This window comes from Lysinibacillus sp. BSL11 (genome assembly GCF_052928325.1).
In genome coordinates this window covers 1-23,449 of record NZ_JAVGCX010000029.1, presented here as the reverse complement: position 1 = coordinate 23,449, position 23,449 = coordinate 1, and the positions used below count along the sequence as shown (strand labels likewise).

Below are 23,449 nucleotides of genomic sequence, written 5' to 3'. Positions count from 1 at the left end.
TATATAACGTATTACAACACGAAACGAATTAAGGCAAAATTAAAACTGAGTCCGGTACAATACCGAACTCAGTTTACCCAAGCAGCCTAAATCAAATAACCGTGTCTAACTTTTAGGGGTCACTTCATCGTGAGGGTTTTTTTATTTTGCTAACACTTTATCTAAATAAGCGATAATTGATTCTTTTCCATTGGCATGTGCTTCTTGAGCGCGTTTTTCATCTTTTTCAAGCTTAGCCTCTGCTGCTACAACAATTTTTTCAGCATCCTGTTGTGGCACAACAACTACACCATCCACATCCCCAATAATATAATCACCAGGATGAACCGTAACTCCTCCAATGGCGATCGGTACATTTACTTGACCACCGCCGTTTTTATTGCCTGCTGCTACAGTAGTGCCTAACGAAAATACAGGGAAATTTAATTCACGAATTGCTGCAATATCGCGGACTACGCCATCCACAACAAAACCCTGTACACCTATCCCTTTTGCTAAGGAGATTACAAAATCTCCAGCAACAGCTCGGTTTGTATTTCCTTTTGCATCAATGACTAAAATATCCCCTTCATTTGCAGCCCTAATTGCTTCCAAAACTGCCCCATTTTCACCATCTGGTAAACGTACAGTTACAGCTCGCCCAGCAACTTTAAAATGGTCTGCTAACGGCTTAATATCACTTCGCACATTGGTATGCCCGCCAGTTGCATCTGAAATAGCTGTTGTTGGTAAATGCTGAAAGCTTACTTCCACTTTTGTCATACATAACACCCCTATTGTGATTAATGACTTACACTAGTATTGTAAATAAAAAATATATCCTATTTCAATATATCTCGAAAATAGTAGTCATTAGTAGAATTAAATAATTTCAATAAATTGCTTTGATTGCTCGTCTAAGGCTTCAGCAGCAGACGCTATTTCACTAAAGTCTTTCGCTGTGACAGTAATTTGTTCATTTGTTTTATCTATTTTTTCTGCTATTTTTGTAATACTATCAGTCACCTGACCAATTTCTCGCTCAATGCCCTCTACATTATCCTTCACTTCTGAAATAGATTGTTCAACTCTTACAGAAAGCTTGCGTACCTCTTTCGCTACTACATCAAAACCTCTACCATATTCTCCAGCCCTAGCGGCTTCAATAGCTGCATTTAATGCTAATAAATTAGTTTGTGAGGCAATTTCTTGTACAGTCTTGACTATTCCTTTAATAGAATCTGCTTGTTTCTGAAGTTGCACAAGATTACTTACATTTTCATTTGATTCCTTTGAAACTACTTTAATGGTTTCTAGTAGATCTTGGCTATTTTGAATGCCCGCCTCTGAACGCTGGTAAAGCTTATTAGACATGCCCTTCAACTTGTCAGCAACACTAACAATCTCATGTTGCCGTTCAGTGATATTGGTAGCTATTTTGGATACACCTATTACTTTTCTTGTATTATTTGCGAAGACAGGCATATATGTCGCTTCCAGCCAAATTATATTACCTCTAGCATCAATTCTTTCTATTTTGTCCTGATAGCTGTTTCCTGCCGTTAGGTTGCGCCAAAATTTATCGTACTCCATACTATTAATGAAATCAGGCAAACAAAAGTCTTTATGATGTTTTCCTAGCATTTCCTGCACTGTATAGCCCAATGTTTGAGCAAATAGTTCATTGACATACGCCACTCTTCTATCCATATCGAAGCGGATAATGGCTATATTGCGTTCAATAGCCTGTACTACTAAATCATCGGTTACTTGAGCCTCTACACTATGCATAAAGAACACCCCATCCATTACTAATTTTTTACTTAAAATTTAATTATTTTACTTTTATATTACATTAATTATGCCTCAGTGTAATTGCAGCGGATGTTAGTGCACCTGCTGCATCAAGATAAAAAACATGGAGAGAGTTCATCCATGTTTTTTTAATAAACGTAAAATCCCTTCAGAGGTAGCCGCTACACGTAAGAACTTCTTTTGCTCTGCACGTATAAAGCCTTCCTCTAGCATTGTTTTAAAATGCTGTAGAAGTGCATCATAGAATCCATGGACATTATATAAAATGACAGGTTTTGTATGAAGTCCAATCTGAGCCCAAGTAAATACCTCAAAATATTCATCTAAAGTCCCTGCGCCACCTGGCAGAGCAATAAAAGCATCTGCTAACTCGGCCATTTTAGCTTTACGAATATGCATAGAGTCTACGATATGAATTTCTGTTAATGAGGCATGTGCCAATTCACGCTTTTGTAAATGTGTTGGCATCACACCAATCACTTCTCCTCCAGCTGCTAAAACAGCATCGGCCACCTTCCCCATTAGGCCTGTTTTAGAACCACCATAGACAACCCCGTGACCGTTTTTTGCCAGTGCTGTACCAAGCTCAGCCGCTTTCTCTGCATAAATAGGGCTTTTACCCAAACCGGATCCGCAATACACTGCGATTCTTATAATAATCCCTCCTATTCAAAAAACGTGAAACAATCGGCTATATATTGTCTCACGTTTTTTGGTCATTTATTTTACTTTTATTTTCGTAAATGGCTTGTTTGTTTTAGCATATGACTGATACGGCTTACAATTGATTCAATGGCATCAGGATTTTTTAATAAATCATAATCATTAATATCTAAACGTAGAACTGGACAGGAATTAAAATTATTTATCCAATTTTCATAGCGTTCATGCATTTCTATCCAATAATCATTCGGTGTTTGTTGCTCCATTGTACGTCCACGCTCTTGAATACGTCCAATAACTGCATCAATAGGTCCTTCAAGATAGACAAGCAAATCTGGATGTGGGAAATAAGGTGTCATTACCATTGCATCAAACAAATTTGTATAAGTCTCATAATCTGTTGGGCTCATTGTTCCTTTATCATAATGCATCTTAGCAAAAATGCCAGTATCCTCATAAATAGAACGATCTTGTACAAATCCTCCACCATATTCAAAAATACGCTTCTGTTCTTTAAAACGCTCTGCTAAAAAATAGACCTGTAAATGAAAGCTCCATTTTTCAAAGTCCTCATAAAATTTATCAAGGTATGGATTTGTGTCTACTTTCTCGAACGAGGTACGAAAGTTCAGTGCCTCTGCTAAAGCCTTTGTCATCGTCGATTTTCCTACCCCAACAGTACCAGCAATCGTAATAACCGTTTGTGGTGGAATATCGTACTTCTCTCTTAAATTCATTATTGCAAACTCCTTTGTTGTAACGTATCTTTAATTATTTTTAAAACATGATTTAAATCATTTGGATTTTTTACAAAATCAAGCTGATCTCCATTAAATCGAATAACTGGAATTTCGGGATGCATGCTCTCAAAATGCTCGATAAAAGAATGATAGTCGGCCACAAGCTGCTCCATGTAATCACGTGAAATCATCTTTTCAAACTCTCGCCCTCGCATGGCGATACGCTTCATTAATGTCTCAACACTGGCATGTAAATAAACCACTACATTTGGAACAGGCATGTCTTTCGTTAAAATTCTATAGATCTCCTCATACTTCTCGTATTCAGTTGGTGCCAATGTACGCTTCGCAAATATTAAATTTTTAAAAATATTATAGTCTGCTACAACAGGTTTGGCATGTGTTAAACGAAATTTTTTAATATCGGTTAGTTGCTTATAGCGATTACAAAGGAAGAACATTTCCGTTTGGAAACTCCACTCTTCAATGTCTTCATAAAACTTATTTAAAAAAGGGTTTTCGTCTACAATTTCTTTTAATAGATGGTAATTAAATGTCGCTGCTATCTCTTTCGATAAAGAGGTTTTACCAACACCAATCGGACCTTCTACCGTAACAAATGGAACCGTCACCAGAAGCTCCTCCTTTTGTTCTATGGATTCGATCATTGTGTCCTACATAAAATGAATCAGTGCCTTTCATTTTATCATAGTAGGAAAATGAAAAACAGAATCAACCTATTGTTCTAGTAAATTTACCTGGGGTATTCTTCTTAGTGACATAGAAAAAAGACATCGAGAATCTACTTCCCGATGCCTTTTATACCAACTTATAATTTCACTCGTTGTAAACGAAGTGCATTTAATACGACCGAAACTGAACTAAAGGCCATCGCTGCGCCTGCTACCCATGGCGCAAGCAGACCGAGTGCAGCAATTGGAATACCTAATGTATTATAAGCAAATGCCCAAAATAGATTTTGTTTAATATTACGCATTGTTTTTCTACTCATTAGAATGGCATCCGCGATACTATTTAAATCTCCACGAATAAGCGTAATATCGGCTGCTTCCATTGCCACATCTGTCCCTGTACCAATTGCCATCCCAATATTCGCTGTTGCTAAGGCAGGTGCGTCATTAATACCATCACCTACCATCGCCACTTTTTTCCCTTGGGCTTGAAGTTTTTTCACTTCATCAGCTTTACCTTCTGGTAAGACTTCTGCAATAACATGATTCACGCCTACCTCTGTTCCAATTGCTTGAGCAGTACGCTCGTTATCACCAGTCATCATGATGACCGTAATATCCATATCCTGTAAACGACGAATAGCTTCTTTTGATGTATCTTTCACGGTATCAGCCACAGCTACTAAACCTGCATATTGCCCATTGATGGCTGCTAACATGGCTGTCTTACCATTTCGTTCTAGTTGCTCCATTGTTGGTAAAATATTATTAATATGAATACCATATTGTTGCATTAATTTACGTGTGCCAATGATAACACCTTGACCTGAGACAGTTGCCTGCACACCATAACCCGGTATTGCTTCAAAGAATTGAACGTCACCTAAAGCTATGCCGCGTTTTTCTATGCCTTGAACAATGGCTTCTGCTAGTGGATGCTCTGACTGCTTCTCTGCTGCCCCGATTAAGGATAAAAAGCGTGCTTCATCTTGCTCTGGTGCTAACAGAACATCTGTAAGCTCGGGTTTACCATGTGTCACTGTTCCTGTTTTATCTACAACAACTGTATCTATGCCTTGTGTTTGCTCTAAATGTTCTCCACCTTTAAATAAAATACCAAACTCAGCTGCACGTCCAGAGCCTGCCATTATTGAAGTTGGTGTTGCTAACCCAAGTGCACATGGACAAGCAATAACAAGAACTGCGATTAATACCTCTAAAGCAGGTGTAAATTCCCCTGGACGGACCCAAATAATCCAAATGAAAAAGGTTACAATGGCTATGCCAACTACAATAGGTACGAAAATTCCCGAAATCTGATCTGCTAAACGTTGAATAGGTGCTTTCGATCCTTGAGCATCTTCGACCACTTTAATAATTTGTGCCAATGCTGTATCACGACCAACCTTTGTTGCAGTCATTTTAATAAAACCATTTTTGTTAATAGTTGAGCCAAATAATTGATCACCTTGCTTTTTATCAACTGGTAGACTCTCTCCTGTTAACATCGATTCATCAACAGCTGTTGTCCCCTCTATTACCTCACCATCTACAGGAATTTTTTCACCTGGTTTCACTAAAATAACATCGCCAATGATAACTTCCTCTAATGGGACCTCCTTTTCTATACCGTCACGTACAACGATAGCTGTCTTTGCTTGAAGTCCCATTAGTTTTTTTATGGCTTCAGATGAACGTCCTTTTGCCTTTGCCTCAAATAATTTACCTAATAAAATAAGTGTAATTAATACAGCGCTGGTTTCAAAATAAAGATGTGGACCATGATGTGATCCTATCGTTACAATCGCTTGATAGACACTATAGAAATAGGCCGCTGAAGTCCCCATAACAACAAGCACATCCATATTTGCACTACCATTGCGTAATGCTTTATATGCCCCTACATAAAATTGTTTACCAATAATAAATTGCACAGGCGTAGCCAATACCATTTGGACCCATGGATTCATTAGAAATTCTGGAACATATAAAAATGATGTAAAGGAAAAATGACCAACCATCGTCCAAAGCAGTGGTAATGAAAGAATAGCCGATAAAATAAATTTATGTTGTTGCTGTTTAATTGCTTTTTCGCGATGATCTACGGTTTCCTGTTCATCTGCCTTTTGATGTGCCCCATAGCCTAGCTTCTCAACCTTTGTAATGATATCTGCGATGGATACTTCCGAAGGATTAAACTCAATCATCGCTTTTTCCAGTGCTAAGTTAACATTAGCAGAGGAAATACCACTTAGCTTATTTAACCCTTTTTCAATGCGAGTCGCACAAGCTGCACATGTCATTCCTGTAATATCAAGCTCAGCTTTTTGTTTAACAACACCATAGCCAAGTGCTTCTATTTTCCTTTCAAAATCTGCTTCACTTAGTTTAGTTGGGTCATATTTAATAGATGATTTTTCAAGTGCTAAATTTACTGTTGCATGTTCTACACCATCCATTTTATTTAAACCTTTTTCTATACGAGTGGCACAGGCTGCACACGTCATACCCGTAATTTGCAAATTAGCTTCTTTACTAGCAGAACTCATTTACCATTCACCTCTCCTTATACCAACAGGGGGTATATTTTTTTGAAAATAAGAGAGTGCTACTGGAGCACTCTACAATTATTATTTTACGTCATATCCTTGGTCATCAATTGTTTCTTTAATTTGGTCAAGTGATACTTGTGTATCATCAAATGCAATATCCACTAAACCATCTGCTAAATTAACTTTTACTTGTTCAACACCAGCTAGAGCACCAACACTTTTTTCCACAGCATTTACACAATGACCACATGACATTCCTTGTACGTTTAATGTTACGTTTTGCATAATTAAATCTCTCCTTTTGTATGTTTTCAATCTATTTTTTCATTAACTTTTGAATCGTTATGACTAACTCATCTAATACTGCTTCATCGCCTTCTGATAGACGATCCACAACACAGCCCTTTAAATGACCTTCTAATAATATTTTTGCCACACTATTTAATGCAGATTGTGTAGCTGATAGTTGCGTAATAATATCATCACAGTAAACGTCTTTATCAATCATTCCCTTAATACCACGAATCTGACCTTCAATTCGATTTAAGCGAGTTGTTAAATCCTTTTTCACACGCTCAGGGTGATGACTTTTTCGGCAAGACGTAGCTTCCTCTGTATGACAAGCATCCTCTTTTACTGTCTCCTCCATTCACTACACCTCCTATTTGTAATTATCATACTATACCCAAGAAGGGTATGCAAATCATAAAAAATTTTATTTATCATCATGATGATGTTCATGGTCATTTTCTAATTTACATAAAATAGAATTATCATGTCGATGTAAGGATGTTTCTAATTGAATTGTTGCATGCTTAATGCCCTTATGTTGAAGATTATGTTCAATTTTCCGCAAGATATGCTCACTCTCAGCTATTTTCAATTGATCATTGACAACCGCATGACAGGATAATGCATTCGTTCCACTAGTAATTGTCCAGATGTGTAAATCGTGGATACTTTCTATTCCATCAGTCTGTTCTATTAACTGAATAATCTCCTGAACATCTACATTTGAAGGTGTCCCCTCCATTAAGACATGAATGGAGGCTTTCGTGACATGGTAGCCACTTCGTACGACCAATAATGCAACAATAACGCTTGCAAGAGGATCTGCCCAGCCCCAGCCAAAAAACATAATTAATAGTGCCGCAACAATAGCGCCTACAGACCCTAGCATATCACTTAGTACATGTAAAAATGCTCCGCGCATATTTAAATTATCCTTTGTATCACTTCCACGCATCATAATCCAGGCAACTAAAATGTTAACGAACAAACCAATTATACTAATTATAAGCATTCCAGTTGTAGCTACTTCTGGTGGGTTTGTAAATCGTTCAATTGCTTCATAGAAAATAAATAATGCGATTCCTATTAATGTAATACCATTCAGTACTGCAGCTAAAATCTCAAATCGTTTATAGCCGTATGTTTTACTATAGCTTGCAGCTTTTTCCCCAAACATAAAAGCTAACATCGCTATACCTAAAGAGATAGAGTCACTTAACATATGCCCTGCATCTGATAAAAGAGCCAAACTATTTGTTAAAAAGCCACCAATGGCTTCCACTACCATATACCCTGTAATAATAATAAACGACAGTAATAATACCTTTTTATTTGCACCATGTGTATGATCATGGCCATGGTCGTGTTGATGTCCCATTGTTATTCCCCCATTTCATTTTAGTTATGAGCCGCATGCTCAATGGCCTGCTTCAATAAATTCATAATGTGATCATCGTCCTTAGAATAATATAAGGTTGTTCCCTCTCTCCTAAATTTCACCAATCTTAAATTTTTAAGAAAGCGTAATTGGTGGGAAACGGTTGATTGGCCTAAATCTAAAATTTCTGCAATATCATTAACAGAATGTTCATCTGAACAAAGTAAGTTTAAAATACGAATTCGTGTTGGATCACTCAATGCTTTAAAAGTCTGAGATACTACAAATAATGTCTCTTCATCTAAATGCTGATCAATATTTTTTTGCATTTCTGAACTGTTTAATTTTTCATCCATAGAAGTTTACCCCATTCTTCAATATTTATATATGAGCATGTGTTCATATATAAATATATATGGATATATAAGGAATGTCAACAAGTATTTATGCTTCGACATATTACAGGGGAAGCGTTTACGCATGGCTGCGATGATTATAGATGAATATAACATCCGAAAAGAAGTTAACAGTAGCAATTACCAATTCAGCACGCTACACTACTGTTAAGGAGAGATATGAGTGGATATTTTTGACGCAGATCGTTTATTTATGAAACAAGCCTTAGAGGAAGCTCAACAGGCTGCCTTACTTGGGGAAGTACCAATTGGTGCAGTACTTGTTTATGAAGGAAAAATCATTGCACGTGCGCATAATTTAAGAGAAACAACGCAAAATGCTACAACACATGCGGAGTTGTTAGTGATTCAAGAAGCCTGCAAAAAAATAGGGAGTTGGCGACTGGAGGATACTACTCTTTATGTTACATTGGAGCCTTGTCCAATGTGTGCAGGGGCCATTCTCCAATCACGTGTACCTCGAGTTGTTTATGGGGCAAGAGATCAAAAAGCTGGCTGTGTAGATTCTCTTTACCATTTATTAAATGATGAACGCTTTAATCATGCATGTGATGTAACAGAAGGGATTTTAGCCGAGGAATGTGGTCAAATTTTAACAGACTTTTTTAAGGCATTAAGAGATCGTAAAAAAGCTGAGAAAAAAGCACGATTAGCTTCCAACGATATAAATGGTCATTAAAGAAGGTGCCTCCTCATGAGACACCTTCCTTTTATATTTAAGGGAATAGCGATATATATGAAATGTGTCGTAGCAGCGACCATCTTCATCTAATTTATTGAGCTTGAATAGTGGATTGTGTAAAAACACATTCTCCTTCGATATATGTAGCGAATGGTTTTACATGCATAAGCTGGTTATGTGAAAGCGTCAGCAAATCGTCTGTTAGTACAACAAAATTAGCTTCATAGCCCTCTTTTAACTGACCAACGTTCTCCATACGAATCATCGTCTTGGCATCAACTGTGTATAGCTGTAATGCCTCCTCTACAGAGATTTTTTCTGAGGCGCCTAAATCTGTGCCATCATAGGCTCTTCGTGTAACAGCTGCTTGTATCGTCACAAAGGGATTAGCCGCTTCTGCCCATGATGTAGCAGGCGCATCTGAAGAGAGCGCTGTCGCAATACCCCTCTGTAGAAATGTTTGTACACCATACAATGTCTGTGTTTTTTCAAGCCCTAGATTCTCTAAATAACTCTCAATTTCACAAAATAAGAAGATGGGTTGTGGCACAAAGCCTATCCCCCATTCAGCAGCTTTTTGCAAGGCACTTTTAGATGGCATGGCTGCATGCTCAATACGAACAGACGGTGCATCTGTTAACCAAGCCTTTTCCTCATAAAATGTGTCGACAATTAGATCAATGGCTCTGTCCCCCATTGCATGAACCACTAATTGAATACCATATTCTTTTGCTACCGCAGCCGCCGCTAGCAGCTCCTCTTTCGAAGTCATCGCTATACCTTTTTCATCACTTCCCAAAAATGGCTCAGAAACAAGTGCTGTACGGCCTGAAACACTACCATCTGAAAATAGCTTGATACCTCCGATATAGGCTCCTGCAGAACGATCAATAGTATTTGCTGTTAACAGCTCATATCGTTGAATATCCTCCCAGATATAATAAGCTGCTACGCGTTGCTTAAAGCCTTTCTCTCGTGCTTTACGATACAGGCCTAAATAATCAATTGGTGCTACAGTGGCCATTAGTTCTGTAATACTTGTTACACCATAGGATGCCAAAGTTTGTGATAGCCTTAGCAGCCTTTTGACAATCTCTTCTTCAGAGGGTGTAGGTAAATGCTGTAGTACTAAATTACGTGCATTTTCACGCAGTACGCCTGTAGGTTCTCCATCTTCATCCCGATCGATTTGTCCACCCTGTGGATCAAGCGTATCCTTTGTAATACCTGCGATTGCTAATGCTTTACTATTGACCGATAAGATATGACCACATGTACGCATAACAATGACAGGTAACTCTGTAGAGACACGGTCTAAGTCCTCTTTTAAAGGCGCTCTTCTTTCCTTTAGTTTCCCTTCATCATAGCCCCAGCCTAATAGCCATCCCCGCTGACTTGCATCATAATTTGCTAGTGCATTAATTATATCCTCAATAGAATAAATATATGGAGGTAAACAAGCCAATTGTTCCAAAACATCCGCTAACATGATCGGATGCATATGAGCGTCAATTATCCCAGGAATAACGACCTTTCCTTGTACATCTATTATTTCTCCATGATAGGGAGGTAAATCTTCTTGTTGTCCAATCCAAAGTACAGTTCCTCCTTCAATTACCATAGCCGTCGCTGATGGCTGATTAGTATCTGCCGTATAAATCTTTGCGTTACAAATAATTTTCATCATTTTTCAACTCCTATTTCTTCCATACCAAAAGTAGATTTTTCAGGATCTTCTGCTTTCAGCACCTTATGCAAAATAGTACCGATAATAAAGCCAACAATAGATGGCATAATCCAAGCAAATCCACTAGACTGCAATGGTAAATGCATGACCAACTGTGTCACACCAGGTATTGTAATTTCATAGCTAGCAAATGTTTCAACGACACTTACTAGAAATGCAAATAGTACCGTTCCTTTATAGGCTCCTGCATTCGGTACAAAACGATCACAGGCTCCCAGTAGCACAAGTACAATAATGACTGGATAAATTACCAAGAAAATCGGCAATGTAATTTCGACGATAGCACCTACACCTAAGGAGCCAATAGTTGCGCCTACTACACACATAATAAAGACCCACATTCTATAGCCAAGTTTCTCTTTTGTTAGTTCATTTAAAAACTGTGATGATATGACCATGACGCCAATCGCTGATGTTAAGCAGGCAAAAACAACACATATAGCTAGTAACGCTTTCCCCAAATTACCAATGACACTAAAGGCAATGCCCGCTAATAGTTCTGTATCACTGCCAGGATTGGTGATGATACCACTACTTGTAGCCCCTAAATAAAGTAGGCCACCATATACTGCAATTAACCCTATTGCAGCAATAGCCATTCCACCAAGCGCGACCTTTTTAGATTGTTTCCCTTTATAGCCATAGCCAACTATTGCTGCTAAAAAGATTGGAGCACAAAGAATACCTGTTCCCACATCTCCTGTTTGATAGGCTGCTATTATGGAGTTGGCAAAAACCCTTTCTGCTCCTGTATTAATTGCCCCTCCTATTGGGTCTAGTACTCCTTTACCAATGAGGATGATAAGGATAAGAACAAGAACAGGCGTCAACCATTTCCCAATCTTATCGATAACATTTGATTGGTCCATCGCAAAATAAAAGCAAATCGCGAAAAATGCTAATACTGACACAATTAAAGGGACGCTCGGAATAATTTGGGATACCCCTAATTCATGAGTTGTCGCTGACATCCTCGGTATTGTGACAACCATCCCAATACAAACCATCATGACCGTATTAAAGGCTTTATAAAACCAATTTCCAATTGGTCTTGTGAGCGCTTCCACAGTTCCCCCAGTATTATAAATTGCATACACCGCAAGCACAGGTAAAATAACACCCGTTAAGCTAAAGCCCATCAAAGCGGAAATCCAAGATTCCCCTGCACTATTTCCTATGGATGGCGGAAATATTAAATTCCCAGCACCAAAAAATATAGCGAATAAGGCTAGCCCCACGATTATCGTATGCTGTATAACTTTAGACATATCCTCAACCCCTTTATAATCGTTTACAGAAGATTTATCTAAATAATAAAAAATTTAAGAACACGAAAAAAGGAGATAAATTTTTATCCCCTTTTTGTAAAATTTTTTTTACAACAATTCATATTTTAAACACTTTTTAGTTCTCGTACATTCCCCGGCCAATGATAGGCATAAAATAATTGAATTACTTCATTACGATAGCTTACATTTTTCTGTAGTGTATGTTCATTGTAAAATTGTATATAAAAATCAAGGATAATTGGAATATCTTCCTTCCTTAATCTTAGCGGTGGCAAATCAATTTGGAGAACATTTAAGCGATAAAATAAATCCTCACGTAGCCTTTTTTCAGCTAATAGTTTATCTACATCTTCATTGACAGTAGTAATATACCGTATATCTAAGGGCTCACCATTTAACACTTTTATATCTACCGCATGTAAAAGTTTCGCCTGCAAAGAGATATCCAATAAATTAAGGTGGTCAATGAATAACGTCCCACCATTAGCCTCCTGTAACTTTCCACTTTTTGCTTCATTGTCCGAGCCATATAGCTGAGTAAATATATTATCCTCTGTTAATGTTGAGCAGTTCAAAGTAATAAACGGCTTTGTATAGCGTTCACTTTCATTGTGTATGCCTTGTGCGATAATATCTTTCCCAGTTCCAGTTTCCCCAGTTAGTAAAACTGGTGCACTTTTTTGAGCACTACGACGTGCCTTTTCAAGTTGAGTTTTCATTTCGGCGTTTGTCGTAATGTAATCCTCCAAACGGTAGGTCGTATGATTATCTCGATATAATTTATGTCCCAGGAAATTATCTAAGTATTTAATTTGCTTAGTTTCATAAAAATGTTTTGAAAATTCAATGGCACCAATGACTTTTCCATGCTCCATAATGGGATAGGTCGAACTCAGTGATAAATAACTAAATCCGTTTAATGTTGTAAGTTGTTGTTCATAGTATAAAACTGGCTGCCCTGTTTGTATGACTTGAAAGACAGTACTTGTCTCAGGTGATAAATTTTGATAATTATCAGTCACAGTGCTTTGAAAAAATTCATCTGGTGTTAAGCCGATTTCCAATAATATATTTAAATCTGCTAAGTCATAAAAGATTGCACAGCCTTTATCATCTGTAATTAAAACATTATCAAATTCACTGAAAGCCTGTGCAAATTGTTGCAATTCCATGAATTTCTCCCCCTTGTCCCCATGAATATTACCCATTATAACGAATTTTCAAAAATTATGAGAGATTTCAATTTTTGCAACACAAAAAAGCTATTTTAGAACATCCATAAAGGAATTGTCTAAAATAGCTTTATCTGTTGTTTATTTTGGTGCGATTACTTCTTTACCGCCCATATAAGTTCTTAAAACTTCAGGAAGTACTACGCTGCCATCAGCTTGTTGGTAGTTTTCTAGAATAGCAGCAACTGTACGGCCAATGGCAAGACCTGAACCGTTTAATGTGTGCACATATTCTGGTTTAGCATTTGGCTCACGACGGAAGCGGATATTTGCTCGTCGTGCCTGAAAATCCTCAAAGTTAGAGCAAGAAGAAATTTCACGGTACATGTTTTGTGCAGGAATCCAAACTTCTAAATCATATTTTTTCGCTGCAGTAAAACCTAAATCAGCTGTACACATTTTTAACTTACGATATGGTAAGCCTAATAATTGTAATACTTTTTCTGCATGACTTGTTAATAGCTCTAATTGTTCGTATGACTCCTCTGGTTTTACAAAACGTACTAATTCTACTTTATTGAACTGGTGTTGACGAATTAAACCACGTGTATCACGGCCTGCTGAACCCGCTTCTGAACGGAAGCATGCACTATACGCTGCAAAGCCTTGTGGTAAAGCTTCAGCCGGTAAAATCTCATCTCGATAGAAGTTCGTTACTGGTACTTCTGCAGTTGGAATCATGAAATAATCTGTTTCCTCTAATTTGAATACATCTTCCTCAAATTTCGGAAGTTGCCCTGTACCTGTTAGGCTATCACGATTAACAATGACAGGTGGTAGCATTTCCTCGTAACCATGCTCCTCTGCATGTAAATCCATCATGAATGACATTAATGCCCTTTCTAAACGAGCACCAAGACCACGATAGAATAAGAAACGGCTACCTGTTACTTTCGCGCCGCGTTCAAAGTCTACAATTTTTAAATCCGTAGCAAGGTCCCAGTGTGCTTTAATATCAAAATCAAATGTCGGAATTTCACCCCATGTATATTCCTCAACATTGTCGTCCTCTGTTGTGCCTACTGGTACAGATTCATGTGGGATGTTTGGTAAACGCATCATCATATCTTTAAAGCGTTCTTCCACATCATTTAATTGTACATCTAATTCTTTAATTTCATCGCCAACCTGACGCATACGAGCAATGACTTCATCAGCATTTTCTTTGTTACGTTTCATAACTGAGATTTGTTCAGATACTTTATTGCGTTCCGCTTTTAATTCTTCTGTTTTGGCAATTAATTCACGACGTTTTGCATCTAAGTCTTCAAAGTCATCTAAATTTCCCAAGTCCTCATTACGTGTTAATAACATCTCTTTAATTTCCGTGAAATTCTCACGTACGCGTTTAATATCTAACATCTTCATACCTCCAATAGTTTCTTCATGATGGATAATTGTTGCAGCGAAATGAACACAAAAAAGCCCTCATCCCTAAAAAGGGACGAGAGCTACCCGCGTTGCCACCCTAATTGACTAGACATACTTCTGCCTAATCCACTTATTTCATAACGGCATTTCAGCCGGCTACAGCCTACTTCATTCACTTCGACTGTGCAACTCCAGGACGGATTCACAAGTGCTTTTATCAGCTTCCACCAACCGCTGACTCTCTAAAAAAAACGTGCTTGCTACTACTTCCCATCATCGTGTTCAGTTATTTAAAATTTAACCATACTGTACTATATGAAAACAAATTTTGCAAGTCATACCATAGAGGATACAAAATATTCAATAATTCGTGTATCCTCTGTTAATTCGGGATGAAACGAACAACCCAATATATGGCCATCTTGTGCCAAGATTATTTTCCCTTCATGTTGTGCAAGAATTTCAACACCTTTACCTACCGCTTCAATATGAGGTGCACGAATAAATACCGCTGGAATCCCTATACCTACTTTAGGAATATCTAGTTGTACTTCGAAGCTATCCACCTGACGTCCATATGAGTTTCTTGCTACAGTCACGTCCATCACAGCCAAATGTGGTTCATCTTCAATTAGATCCTTGGCTAATAAAATTAATCCCGCACATGTACCAAGCATCGGTAATCCTTGCTGTGCAAGTCCACGAATTGGCTCCAGTAGATCAAATCGATCCAGCAATTTTCTCATTGTTGTGCTTTCTCCACCTGGTAACACAAGTCCATCTAGGTTTCCTAAATCCTTTCTTTGTTTTACTTGAATTGCTTCGCAACCAAGAGCCTCTAACATTTGTATATGCTCACAAACTGCTCCTTGTAATGCTAATACACCAATTCGCTTCATGCTACCAACCTCGCTCTTGCATACGCTCGTTGTGTCCAAGTTGTGCAATATCAATCCCCTTCATTGGCACGCCGAGCTCTTTTGATATTTCCGCAATAAGCTTATAGTCTTTATAATGAGTAGTCGCCTCTACAATGGCACGTGCAAATTTTTCTGGCTTCTCAGATTTAAAAATACCTGAACCAACGAAAACGCCATCAGCTCCAAGTTCCATCATTAAGGCTGCATCAGCAGGCGTCGCCACTCCTCCTGCTGCGAAGTTTACTACTGGTAAACGACCAAGACGTTTAATTTCTCTTAATAACTCGAAAGGAGCTCCTAGTAATTTCGCCTCTGTCATTAATTCATCCTCTGTCATTCCTACGACTTTACGAACCTGTGCATTTACTTTACGAATATGGCGAACTGCCTCCACAATATTCCCTGTTCCTGGTTCACCTTTTGTCCGTAACATCGAGGCACCTTCCCCGATACGACGGGCTGCCTCCCCTAAATCACGACAGCCACACACAAACGGTACTGTGTATTCACTTTTTAATAAATGGTATTCTTCATCTGCTGGTGTTAAAACTTCACTTTCATCAATATAATCAACACCCATTGCTTCTAAAACACGTGCTTCAACAATATGACCTATACGTGCTTTGGCCATGACAGGAATAGTTACAGCTCCCATTACTTCCTCAACAATCCGAGGATCGGCCATGCGTGCAACGCCACCTGCTTTCCGAATATCTGAAGGTACTCTTTCTAATGCCATAACTGCTACAGCACCTGCAGCTTCTGCAATTTTTGCTTGCTCTGCATTAATGACATCCATAATGACGCCGCCTTTTTGCATTTCTGCCATTCCACGTTTTACTAGCTCTGTACCTGTTCGTTTCATTTTCTAACCTCCACCTTTATGATGAAGTTTAGTATAATAGAAATTGACCATATCAAAATATCCAGTTTTTAAAATATTTATAGGGTCAGGAGGTTCCAGATCATGGATATGCTTTTATTCCAGCTTGAAAGGGATAGTGATAAACCGCTTTATGATCAGCTTTATAACGGTATTAAAGAAGCTATTATTTCTAAGAAAATAACTGTAGGAGAAAAACTGCCTTCAAAAAGAAAATTAGCTGATTTTTTAAACATTTCCCAAACAACAATTGAAATTGCCTATGCTCAGCTATTAGCTGAAGGCTATATTATGTCCAAATCACGTATTGGCTATTTTGTAGAAGAAATAGATGAACTGCCTTACATTCAACAAGATACTATGGCGTCCATTAATGAATATCCTAAGAAAAAGTCTTACAAAATCGATTTTAATCCTGGATCTATTGATATCGATGCTTTTCCATTTCAAACATGGAGAAAGTATGCAAAAGAGCTTTTTGACGATACCTCAAAGGAGCTATTATTAACAGGGGAACCACAAGGTGAACTGCCTTTACGCACAGAGATTGCTAATTATTTATATCAATCCCGTGGTGTTGTATGCCACCCTGAACAAATTGTTATTGGTTCAGGGACGGAGCAGCTCCTCCCTATGATTCTCCGTCTTTTTAGTGAGGACACCAGCTTTGCATTAGAAAACCCAGGATACCCTGCCGTCCATCGAATGTTTTCCCAGCATAAACGAAAAGTTTACCCAATTGCAGTTGATGAAGAGGGCATAATTATTCATGATCTTGAAAAAACAGATGCTAATGTTGTGTATATTACACCCTCACATCAGTTCCCAACTGGAGCTGTATTATCTGCTACAAGACGAGCACAGGCTTTAAATTGGGCGGCACAAAGCACATCTCGTTATATTATTGAGGATGATTATGATTCGGAATTTCGTTATGCTGGAAAACCAATTCCTGCCCTACACGCATTAGATCGAAACGATAAAGTTATTTACATGAGTACTTTTACCAAATCTTTAATGCCATCCTTGCGAGTAGCTTATTTTGTACTTCCACCTAAGCTACTTGCTACTTATAACGATGTCTTTAATTATTACTCATCAACTGTGCCTCGTTTTGATCAGCATATTGTGGCAAATTTTATGGGTGATGGGCATTTTGCAAAGCATCTCAATCGTATGCGTAAAATTTATCGTAAAAAACATGATAAACTAACTTCTATTTTAGAAAAATATTCATCATCCATTAACATTACTGGTGAACAAGCGGGTATGCATATTTTATTAGAGGTTGAACACACATTCTCAGAAAAACAATTACAACAGCTCGCCTCTCAAGCAGAGATCGGTATTTATCCATTATCAGCCTATAGACTAGATGATTATGAATCTTCACAAGCTCAATTTTTATTAGGTTTTGGAGGGATTCCTGTACAAGCAATCGAATCATCCATTGAGCAGTTGATGGATTGCTGGAGTATACAAAAAAACGCCCCATCTATGTAGATGGGGCGTTTTATATTAAGTCTCAATTAATTGAATTTGATAATGCTCAAACCAAGTATGAATTTGCCCTAGATAAGCTAAAAGCTGGGGACCTGCCATTAATTGCCCATACCATGGAACCTTAAAAGAGCTACCTCCCGATTCAATTAACTCCGCAAGCTTTTGTCGTTCAAATAGTTCATGCAAAATTGAATTTTTATCATGCAGAATTTCCTTCAACCATTTTTGCACTCCTGCTGTATAGACAGGATGATATGTTTTGGGATAAGGATTTTTTTTACGATATAACACTTCATTCGGCAATAGATGTGCCATTGATTTTCGAAGTAATCCTTTTTCTATTCCATCCAAATTCTTCATTTCCCACGGAATATTCCAGGCATATTCTACAAGCCGATGATCTGCAAAAGGGACACGTACCTCTAAACTTGCCCCCATACTCATACGATCCTTCCGCTCTAATAATGTTTGCATAAACCATAGCATATTTAAGTAGGACATTTCGCGATGCTTTGCCTCTGCTAGACCTTCTCCATCTAACAAAGGAACTTCAGCTATTGTTTGTGTATATAGTTGTTGTGCATAGGCTTCAATTTTTAATTTTTTGTTCCACTTCTCTTGGAGTAATGCACTTCTTTCAGACAATGAACGGATCCAAGGGAAACCAGTAATCCTATCTTTAAACCATGGATAACCACCAAAAATTTCATCTGCACACTCTCCTGATAGCGCTACAGTAAATTCCCTTTTTATTTCACGACAAAACCATAATAACGAAGAATCTACATCTGCCATACCTGGAGAATCGCGAACGATGACCGATTCCACTAATAAATCAATTAACTGTTGCTGAGTGATCTCCTCTGCGTGATGAGCTGTCTTGAAAGTTTCTGTCATTTTTTGAATCCAGTACGTATCTGTGGAGGTCTGGAAAGAATGCGGGTTAAAGAATCGCTCATTATCTTCATAATCAATAGAATACGTATGCAACTGATGGCTTTGCTGTTGGAATCTATTTGCTGCAATGCCGGTGATAATACTGGAATCTAGTCCTCCTGAAAGAAACGTACAAATGGGTACATCTGAAACTAGCTGACGTTCTATAGCATCCGTTAACAAAAAACGAACATGTTCAATTGTTTCTCCTAATGTTTCTTCATGTCTACGACTTTGTAGCTGCCAATACGGCCACTTTCTTAAACCTTCTTCTCTAGAGAATCGCATAGCATAGCCAGGCCGTAATTCTTTAATATTTTGAAAAAGGGTTTTACCTGGCTCTCTAGAAGGCCCTACAGCCATCATACTTGCAAACCCTTCAACATTTACACATGCTTGAACCGTGGGGTGTGCTAGCAGAGCCTTCACCTCCGATGCAAAAAGTACACCTTCTTGTTGCTCTGTATAATACAAGGGCTTTACGCCTAGTCGGTCTCGACACAAAAATAAAGACTGTGTTTGCTCATCCCAAACACCGAAGGCAAAAATACCATTTAGAAATTCTACACACTGCTCTTTCCATTCAATATAGGCAGTTAATAGTACTTCAGTATCTGATTGTGTTGTAAAACTGTGCCCTCTTTTTTGAAGTTCCTTACGTAGCTCTTCTGTATTGTAAAGTTCGCCATTATATGTAATGACATAGTTCAAACCATCATGGATTTTTTTCATTGGTTGTTTACCACCGATTAAATCAATAACAGCTAACCGTCGATGGCCAAATGCAATATGCTCACTACACCAAATATTTTCATCATCTGGCCCTCTCTTATTTAATGTTTGCGTCATCGATTTTAATATTGTGTCACTTGTTCTTAAATCCTTTTGAAAACTAGCCCAGCCTGTAATGCCACACATTTAGCCACATCCTTTCGCCTATTAGCGTATGCTGTAGCGTGTAAAAATGTGAAAAAGCACATGAATGCTTAAGTACATTCATGTGCTCTTATTTAAATATTAAAACAATCCACCAACAAAGTCTGTAATGCCTCCCCATAAATTACCGAAGAAGTTACCTACACCTTGGAAGAACAATGAGATACCGCTAGCACGCTCTACAGCCTCTGTTGTGACAACATCGGATGAAATATCCTTGCCATCGATAAAGCCGTAATCTGTGCCTTCTGTGCGTTCAATAACGACCTTTCCTACAACAGTGTCTTTTTTAACATCTGCCTCTAAACTCTTTTTATCTAAAACCAATGTAGGTTTATATAAGTCTTTATCAGAAGACTTAATCATAAATGAAATTGGTTCTTTTACTGCAATCGATACTTTGTCTTCTTTACCTTTTGTTACTTTAACTGTTTTTTGATTTTTGAATGTATAGTTCCCTGGTAAAATTTCCTGCTTTGAGAATTGTGAAAAGCCGTAGTTAAATAATTTCGCTGTGGCATCAAAGCGAGCTTCATATGAACCTTGTCCATTTGCATCAACAGCCTTCATTACAACTGCAATCAAACGAGTACCATTGCGCTCTGCAGTACCTGTGAAGCAGTGACCTGCAAAGTTTGTTGTACCTGTCTTTAATCCATCTACACCTTGATATTCATACACTAATCCCGGTAACATAAAGTTCCAGTTAGACATTTTAATTGCATCTTCTGTCCCTTCACGGAATGTCTTTTTTGCAATTTTAGATGTCTCTAATACCTTTGGGTGATCCTTTAATAAATGATACGCTAATTTAGCTACAGATTTTGCAGGCATTACATTTTCATCTTCTGGGCCTGTGCCTGATGGATGCATACCAAATAAATCAGCATTATTAAGACCAGTAGCGTTGACAAATTTATAGCCCTCTAAACCAAGTTCTTCTGCTTTTTTATTCATTAACTTTAAAAATTCAGTTTCAGAACCTGCGATCGTTTCAGCAATGGCTACGGTTGCTGCATTTGCTGAATAGATTGCCATTGCCTCGTATAGCTCACGAATCGTATAAGTGCCATCTCTACGTAAAGGTACATTACTTAATGCACGATTTTGAGACATACGATACGTATAATCTGTTACGTGATATTCTTGATCCCACTTAACTGTCCCTGCATCAATCGCGTCCAATAACAGGTATTCAGTCATCATCTTTGTCATACTTGCAATACCTAGTGAAGTATCTGCATTTTGTTCAAATAAAATTTTTCCTGAATCTGCATCAATTAAAATCGCAGCATCCACTGTTAATCCTAAATCTGTTTCCGCATTAGCCTTTGCAGGAATACCTGCAAAAATACTAAATAATAAAACAGGAATTAGGAGTAAGCGTAATACGGTGTTCATTTTCTTTTTCACCTTTAAAGCCCTCCAAAAAATAATCTTGTCCTCGACATTTTATCATAGATAACAACAAACGTGTTGACTCTCTACCATAAAAAAATGCTCTCGCGCCATCTTTGTAGACGATGCGAAAGCATAAAAGTTGCAAGTAATATATTACATGGAATAGTTTGGTGATTCTTTTGTAATCTGTACATCATGTGGATGTGATTCACGTAGACCAGCACCTGTCATTCTAACAAATTGTGCATTCTCGCGTAGGTGTTCAAGATGTGGAGCTCCACAATAACCCATACCAGCGCGAATACCACCAATCAGTTGGTAGATTGTATCAGCTAATGGTCCTTTATAAGGAAGGCGGCCTTCAATACCTTCAGGTACTAATTTTTTTGCATCCTCTTGGAAGTAACGATCTTTAGAACCTTTTTCCATTGCGCCGATAGAACCCATACCACGATAAACTTTAAAGCGACGTCCTTGGAAGATTTCTGTTTCTCCCGGAGATTCAGATGTACCTGCTAGAAGGGAACCAAGCATTACAACGTTGCCTCCAGCTGCTAGTGCTTTTACGATATCACCAGAGTATTTAATACCACCATCTGCAATTATTGTTTTACCTAGCTCACGAGCTACTGTAGCACAATCATATACTGCTGTAATTTGTGGGACACCTACACCTGCTACAACACGTGTAGTACAAATAGAACCAGGACCGATACCTACTTTAACAACATCTGCTCCTGCTTCAAATAATGCACGTGCGCCTTCTCCTGTAGCAACATTACCAGCGATGATTTCTAGCTCAGGGTAAGTCTCACGGATTGAACGAATTGTTTGTAATACGCCTTCTGAATGACCGTGGGCTGTATCGATTACAACAATGTCAACTTGTGCTTCTACAAGCTTCTCAATACGTACCATCGTATCCTTTGATACACCAACAGCCGCGCCTACTAGTAAACGGCCATGTGTATCTTTCGCAGCATTCGGGAATTCAATCACTTTCTCGATATCCTTAATTGTAATAAGTCCAGTTAATCTACCTTCTTCATCTACAATTGGAAGCTTTTCGATTTTATATTGTTGAAGAATTTTTTCAGCATCCTCTAAAGTCGTTCCAACTGGTGCTGTAATCAAATCTTCTTTCGTCATTACATCTTCAATTTTTAAAGAGTAGTCAGAGATAAAACGTAAATCTCGGTTTGTAATAATCCCTACTAGCTTTTGATTTTCCATACTATCAACAATAGGAACACCAGAGATTCGGTATTTACCCATTAGATGCTCAGCATCGAAAACTTGATGTGTCGGAGTTAAGAAGAATGGGTTTGTAATAACACCATTTTCAGAACGTTTTACTTTTTCTACCTGTTCAGCTTGCTCATCAATTCCCATGTTTTTATGGATAATACCGATACCGCCTTGACGTGCCATAGCAATCGCCATTTTAGACTCTGTAACTGTATCCATACCTGCGCTGACCATTGGGATGTTTAATTTAATCTTAGGTGTTAATTGAACAGATAAATCAACATCTTTCGGTAGTACTTCGGAATGAGCTGGTACTAATAATACATCATCAAAAGTTAAACCTTCTTTGGCAAATTTAGTCTCCCACATTTTCGTAACTTCCTCCTATAGTTAAAAGAATATTAATTGTAAGATTAACAACGTGGACTGCTACTGTCAAGGAACTTATAAAAGAAAGACAATTCAGATTTTTAACAAATAACAATTAAGATAAACAATACAAATAATTAACTACATTTTTGAGGCATTTATTTGCATTATTTAAATTCAAAAAACACATTTGATCAAACTCTTTGGTAAAGTTAAAAGTTATCAAGACAAAGTAAAAAAACAGTCAGCGCACAGCTGACTGTTTTGTTGCCTAGCGATGTCCTACTCTCACAGGGGGAAGCCCCCAACTACCATCGGCGCTAAAGAGCTTAACTTCCGTGTTCGGTATGGGAACGGGTGTGACCTCTTTGCCATCATCACTAGACTTTGTATTTAATTGAAAGAT

General features: G+C 38.0%; 22 protein-coding genes, 1 rRNA gene and 1 other annotated feature. Of the genes, 3 read left to right on the top strand and 20 right to left on the bottom strand.

Annotation, left to right across the window (positions count from 1 at the left end; translation table 11 throughout):
• A partial coding sequence (locus tag RCJ95_RS23275) for an IS3 family transposase (protein WP_446722715.1) occupies positions 1-90 on the top strand: 90 nt, incomplete at its 5' end.
• Between the two features lie 51 nt (positions 91-141).
• Here RCJ95_RS23275 and RCJ95_RS23270 read toward each other — a convergent pair.
• From RCJ95_RS23270 to RCJ95_RS23225, 10 genes are all read right to left on the bottom strand, one after another.
• Positions 142-762, bottom strand: coding sequence for an RraA family protein (locus RCJ95_RS23270; RefSeq protein WP_221683469.1), 621 nt, complete (start codon positions 760-762; stop codon positions 142-144).
• A 99-nt stretch (positions 763-861) separates the two neighbouring features.
• The gene (locus RCJ95_RS23265) at positions 862-1,770 is read right to left on the bottom strand and encodes a methyl-accepting chemotaxis protein (RefSeq protein ID WP_274771103.1); all 909 of its coding nucleotides are present in this window, start codon (positions 1,768-1,770) and stop codon (positions 862-864) included.
• A 138-nt stretch (positions 1,771-1,908) separates the two neighbouring features.
• Positions 1,909-2,436, bottom strand: coding sequence for an LOG family protein (locus RCJ95_RS23260; protein WP_004233967.1), 528 nt, complete (start codon positions 2,434-2,436; stop codon positions 1,909-1,911).
• An 89-nt stretch (positions 2,437-2,525) separates the two neighbouring features.
• Entirely contained in the window at positions 2,526-3,194 is a 669-nt protein-coding gene (locus tag RCJ95_RS23255) for a deoxynucleoside kinase (protein WP_004233968.1), read from the bottom strand.
• Entirely contained in the window at positions 3,194-3,829 is a 636-nt protein-coding gene (locus RCJ95_RS23250) for a deoxynucleoside kinase (RefSeq protein WP_446722823.1), read from the bottom strand. Before RCJ95_RS23250 ends, RCJ95_RS23255 begins: the two co-directional genes overlap by 1 nt.
• Positions 3,830-4,026: 197 nt before the next feature.
• Positions 4,027-6,438, bottom strand: coding sequence for a heavy metal translocating P-type ATPase (locus RCJ95_RS23245; protein WP_446722822.1), 2,412 nt, complete (start codon positions 6,436-6,438; stop codon positions 4,027-4,029).
• 81 nt (positions 6,439-6,519) lie between these two features.
• Positions 6,520-6,726 (bottom strand): copper chaperone CopZ, encoded by a 207-nt coding sequence (gene copZ, locus RCJ95_RS23240; protein WP_446722821.1) that lies wholly within the window; start codon positions 6,724-6,726, stop codon positions 6,520-6,522.
• Positions 6,727-6,757: 31 nt separating this feature from the next.
• Complete coding sequence (locus RCJ95_RS23235; RefSeq protein ID WP_004233976.1) at positions 6,758-7,090, bottom strand: metal-sensing transcriptional repressor; 333 nt, start codon at positions 7,088-7,090, stop codon at positions 6,758-6,760.
• Between the two features lie 66 nt (positions 7,091-7,156).
• Positions 7,157-8,110 (bottom strand): cation diffusion facilitator family transporter, encoded by a 954-nt coding sequence (locus RCJ95_RS23230; protein ID WP_312130942.1) that lies wholly within the window; start codon positions 8,108-8,110, stop codon positions 7,157-7,159.
• Between the two features lie 20 nt (positions 8,111-8,130).
• Positions 8,131-8,466: an ArsR/SmtB family transcription factor gene (locus RCJ95_RS23225; RefSeq protein ID WP_016995255.1), complete on the bottom strand. Its 336-nt coding sequence runs from the start codon at positions 8,464-8,466 to the stop codon at positions 8,131-8,133.
• Between the two features lie 223 nt (positions 8,467-8,689).
• Here RCJ95_RS23225 and tadA point away from each other — a divergent pair, with 223 nt between their 5' ends.
• Complete coding sequence (gene tadA, locus RCJ95_RS23220; RefSeq protein WP_312130944.1) at positions 8,690-9,205, top strand: tRNA adenosine(34) deaminase TadA; 516 nt, start codon at positions 8,690-8,692, stop codon at positions 9,203-9,205.
• Positions 9,206-9,299: 94 nt separating this feature from the next.
• On the opposite strand, the gene RCJ95_RS23215 is transcribed toward tadA, so the two are convergent.
• The 6 genes from RCJ95_RS23215 to pdxS all read right to left on the bottom strand — a co-directional run bounded on the left by RCJ95_RS23215 (position 9,300) and on the right by pdxS (position 16,632).
• Positions 9,300-10,895: an amidohydrolase gene (locus RCJ95_RS23215; protein WP_221683460.1), complete on the bottom strand. Its 1,596-nt coding sequence runs from the start codon at positions 10,893-10,895 to the stop codon at positions 9,300-9,302.
• Positions 10,892-12,223 (bottom strand): branched-chain amino acid transport system II carrier protein, encoded by a 1,332-nt coding sequence (gene brnQ / locus RCJ95_RS23210; protein WP_221683459.1) that lies wholly within the window; start codon positions 12,221-12,223, stop codon positions 10,892-10,894. Before brnQ ends, RCJ95_RS23215 begins: the two co-directional genes overlap by 4 nt.
• A 125-nt stretch (positions 12,224-12,348) precedes the next feature.
• The gene (locus RCJ95_RS23205) at positions 12,349-13,416 is read right to left on the bottom strand and encodes a sigma 54-interacting transcriptional regulator (RefSeq protein ID WP_446722820.1); all 1,068 of its coding nucleotides are present in this window, start codon (positions 13,414-13,416) and stop codon (positions 12,349-12,351) included.
• 141 nt (positions 13,417-13,557) lie between these two features.
• Positions 13,558-14,838 carry a serine--tRNA ligase gene (serS, locus tag RCJ95_RS23200; protein WP_337976470.1) on the bottom strand — a complete coding sequence of 427 codons (1,281 nt, stop codon included), beginning with the start codon at positions 14,836-14,838 and terminating at the stop codon, positions 13,558-13,560.
• A gap of 75 nt (positions 14,839-14,913) precedes the next feature.
• Positions 14,914-15,133 (bottom strand) — a binding site (T-box leader).
• 49 nt (positions 15,134-15,182) lie between these two features.
• Complete coding sequence (pdxT, locus tag RCJ95_RS23195) at positions 15,183-15,746, bottom strand: pyridoxal 5'-phosphate synthase glutaminase subunit PdxT (RefSeq protein WP_446722819.1); 564 nt, start codon at positions 15,744-15,746, stop codon at positions 15,183-15,185.
• Between the two features lies 1 nt (position 15,747).
• On the bottom strand, positions 15,748-16,632 hold the full coding sequence (gene pdxS / locus RCJ95_RS23190; RefSeq protein WP_221683454.1) for a pyridoxal 5'-phosphate synthase lyase subunit PdxS: 885 nt from the start codon (positions 16,630-16,632) through the stop codon (positions 15,748-15,750).
• A gap of 102 nt (positions 16,633-16,734) precedes the next feature.
• Here pdxS and pdxR point away from each other — a divergent pair, with 102 nt between their 5' ends.
• Positions 16,735-18,153, top strand: a complete 1,419-nt coding sequence (gene pdxR / locus RCJ95_RS23185) for a MocR-like pyridoxine biosynthesis transcription factor PdxR (protein WP_257520890.1) — start codon at positions 16,735-16,737, stop codon at positions 18,151-18,153.
• Between the two features lie 15 nt (positions 18,154-18,168).
• Here the strand turns inward: pdxR and asnB are convergent, their stop codons facing one another.
• The 4 genes from asnB to rrf all read right to left on the bottom strand — a co-directional run bounded on the left by asnB (position 18,169) and on the right by rrf (position 23,428).
• Positions 18,169-20,007 carry an asparagine synthase (glutamine-hydrolyzing) gene (asnB, locus tag RCJ95_RS23180; RefSeq protein ID WP_446722818.1) on the bottom strand — a complete coding sequence of 613 codons (1,839 nt, stop codon included), beginning with the start codon at positions 20,005-20,007 and terminating at the stop codon, positions 18,169-18,171.
• 99 nt (positions 20,008-20,106) lie between these two features.
• Entirely contained in the window at positions 20,107-21,438 is a 1,332-nt protein-coding gene (locus RCJ95_RS23175) for a D-alanyl-D-alanine carboxypeptidase family protein (protein ID WP_274771091.1), read from the bottom strand.
• 141 nt (positions 21,439-21,579) lie between these two features.
• A complete protein-coding gene (gene guaB / locus RCJ95_RS23170; protein ID WP_004233999.1) occupies positions 21,580-23,043 on the bottom strand; it encodes an IMP dehydrogenase in 1,464 nt (487 codons plus the stop codon).
• A gap of 269 nt (positions 23,044-23,312) precedes the next feature.
• A 5S ribosomal RNA gene (rrf, locus tag RCJ95_RS23165) occupies positions 23,313-23,428 on the bottom strand.
• Positions 23,429-23,449 lie beyond the last annotated feature (21 nt).

Excerpts from the sequence above, each read along its gene's own strand:
- RCJ95_RS23265 (WP_274771103.1), bottom strand. The coding sequence starts at position 1,770 with ATGCATAGTGTAGAGGCTCAAGTAACCGATGATTTAGTAGTACAGGCT.
- brnQ (WP_221683459.1), bottom strand. The coding sequence starts at position 12,223 with ATGTCTAAAGTTATACAGCATACGATAATCGTGGGGCTAGCCTTATTC.
- RCJ95_RS23255 (WP_004233968.1), bottom strand. The coding sequence starts at position 3,194 with ATGAATTTAAGAGAGAAGTACGATATTCCACCACAAACGGTTATTACG.
- pdxR (WP_257520890.1), top strand. The coding sequence starts at position 16,735 with ATGGATATGCTTTTATTCCAGCTTGAAAGGGATAGTGATAAACCGCTT.
- pdxT (WP_446722819.1), bottom strand. The coding sequence starts at position 15,746 with ATGAAGCGAATTGGTGTATTAGCATTACAAGGAGCAGTTTGTGAGCAT.
- RCJ95_RS23205 (WP_446722820.1), bottom strand. The coding sequence starts at position 13,416 with ATGGAATTGCAACAATTTGCACAGGCTTTCAGTGAATTTGATAATGTT.
- RCJ95_RS23230 (WP_312130942.1), bottom strand. The coding sequence starts at position 8,110 with ATGGGACATCAACACGACCATGGCCATGATCATACACATGGTGCAAAT.
- RCJ95_RS23225 (WP_016995255.1), bottom strand. The coding sequence starts at position 8,466 with ATGGATGAAAAATTAAACAGTTCAGAAATGCAAAAAAATATTGATCAG.
- RCJ95_RS23245 (WP_446722822.1), bottom strand. The coding sequence starts at position 6,438 with ATGAGTTCTGCTAGTAAAGAAGCTAATTTGCAAATTACGGGTATGACG.
- copZ (WP_446722821.1), bottom strand. The coding sequence starts at position 6,726 with ATGCAAAACGTAACATTAAACGTACAAGGAATGTCATGTGGTCATTGT.
- serS (WP_337976470.1), bottom strand. The coding sequence starts at position 14,838 with ATGTTAGATATTAAACGCGTACGTGAGAATTTCACGGAAATTAAAGAG.
- RCJ95_RS23215 (WP_221683460.1), bottom strand. The coding sequence starts at position 10,895 with ATGATGAAAATTATTTGTAACGCAAAGATTTATACGGCAGATACTAAT.
- pdxS (WP_221683454.1), bottom strand. The coding sequence starts at position 16,632 with ATGAAACGAACAGGTACAGAGCTAGTAAAACGTGGAATGGCAGAAATG.
- asnB (WP_446722818.1), bottom strand. The coding sequence starts at position 20,007 with ATGTGTGGCATTACAGGCTGGGCTAGTTTTCAAAAGGATTTAAGAACA.
- RCJ95_RS23270 (WP_221683469.1), bottom strand. The coding sequence starts at position 762 with ATGACAAAAGTGGAAGTAAGCTTTCAGCATTTACCAACAACAGCTATT.
- RCJ95_RS23235 (WP_004233976.1), bottom strand. The coding sequence starts at position 7,090 with ATGGAGGAGACAGTAAAAGAGGATGCTTGTCATACAGAGGAAGCTACG.
- guaB (WP_004233999.1), bottom strand. The coding sequence starts at position 23,043 with ATGTGGGAGACTAAATTTGCCAAAGAAGGTTTAACTTTTGATGATGTA.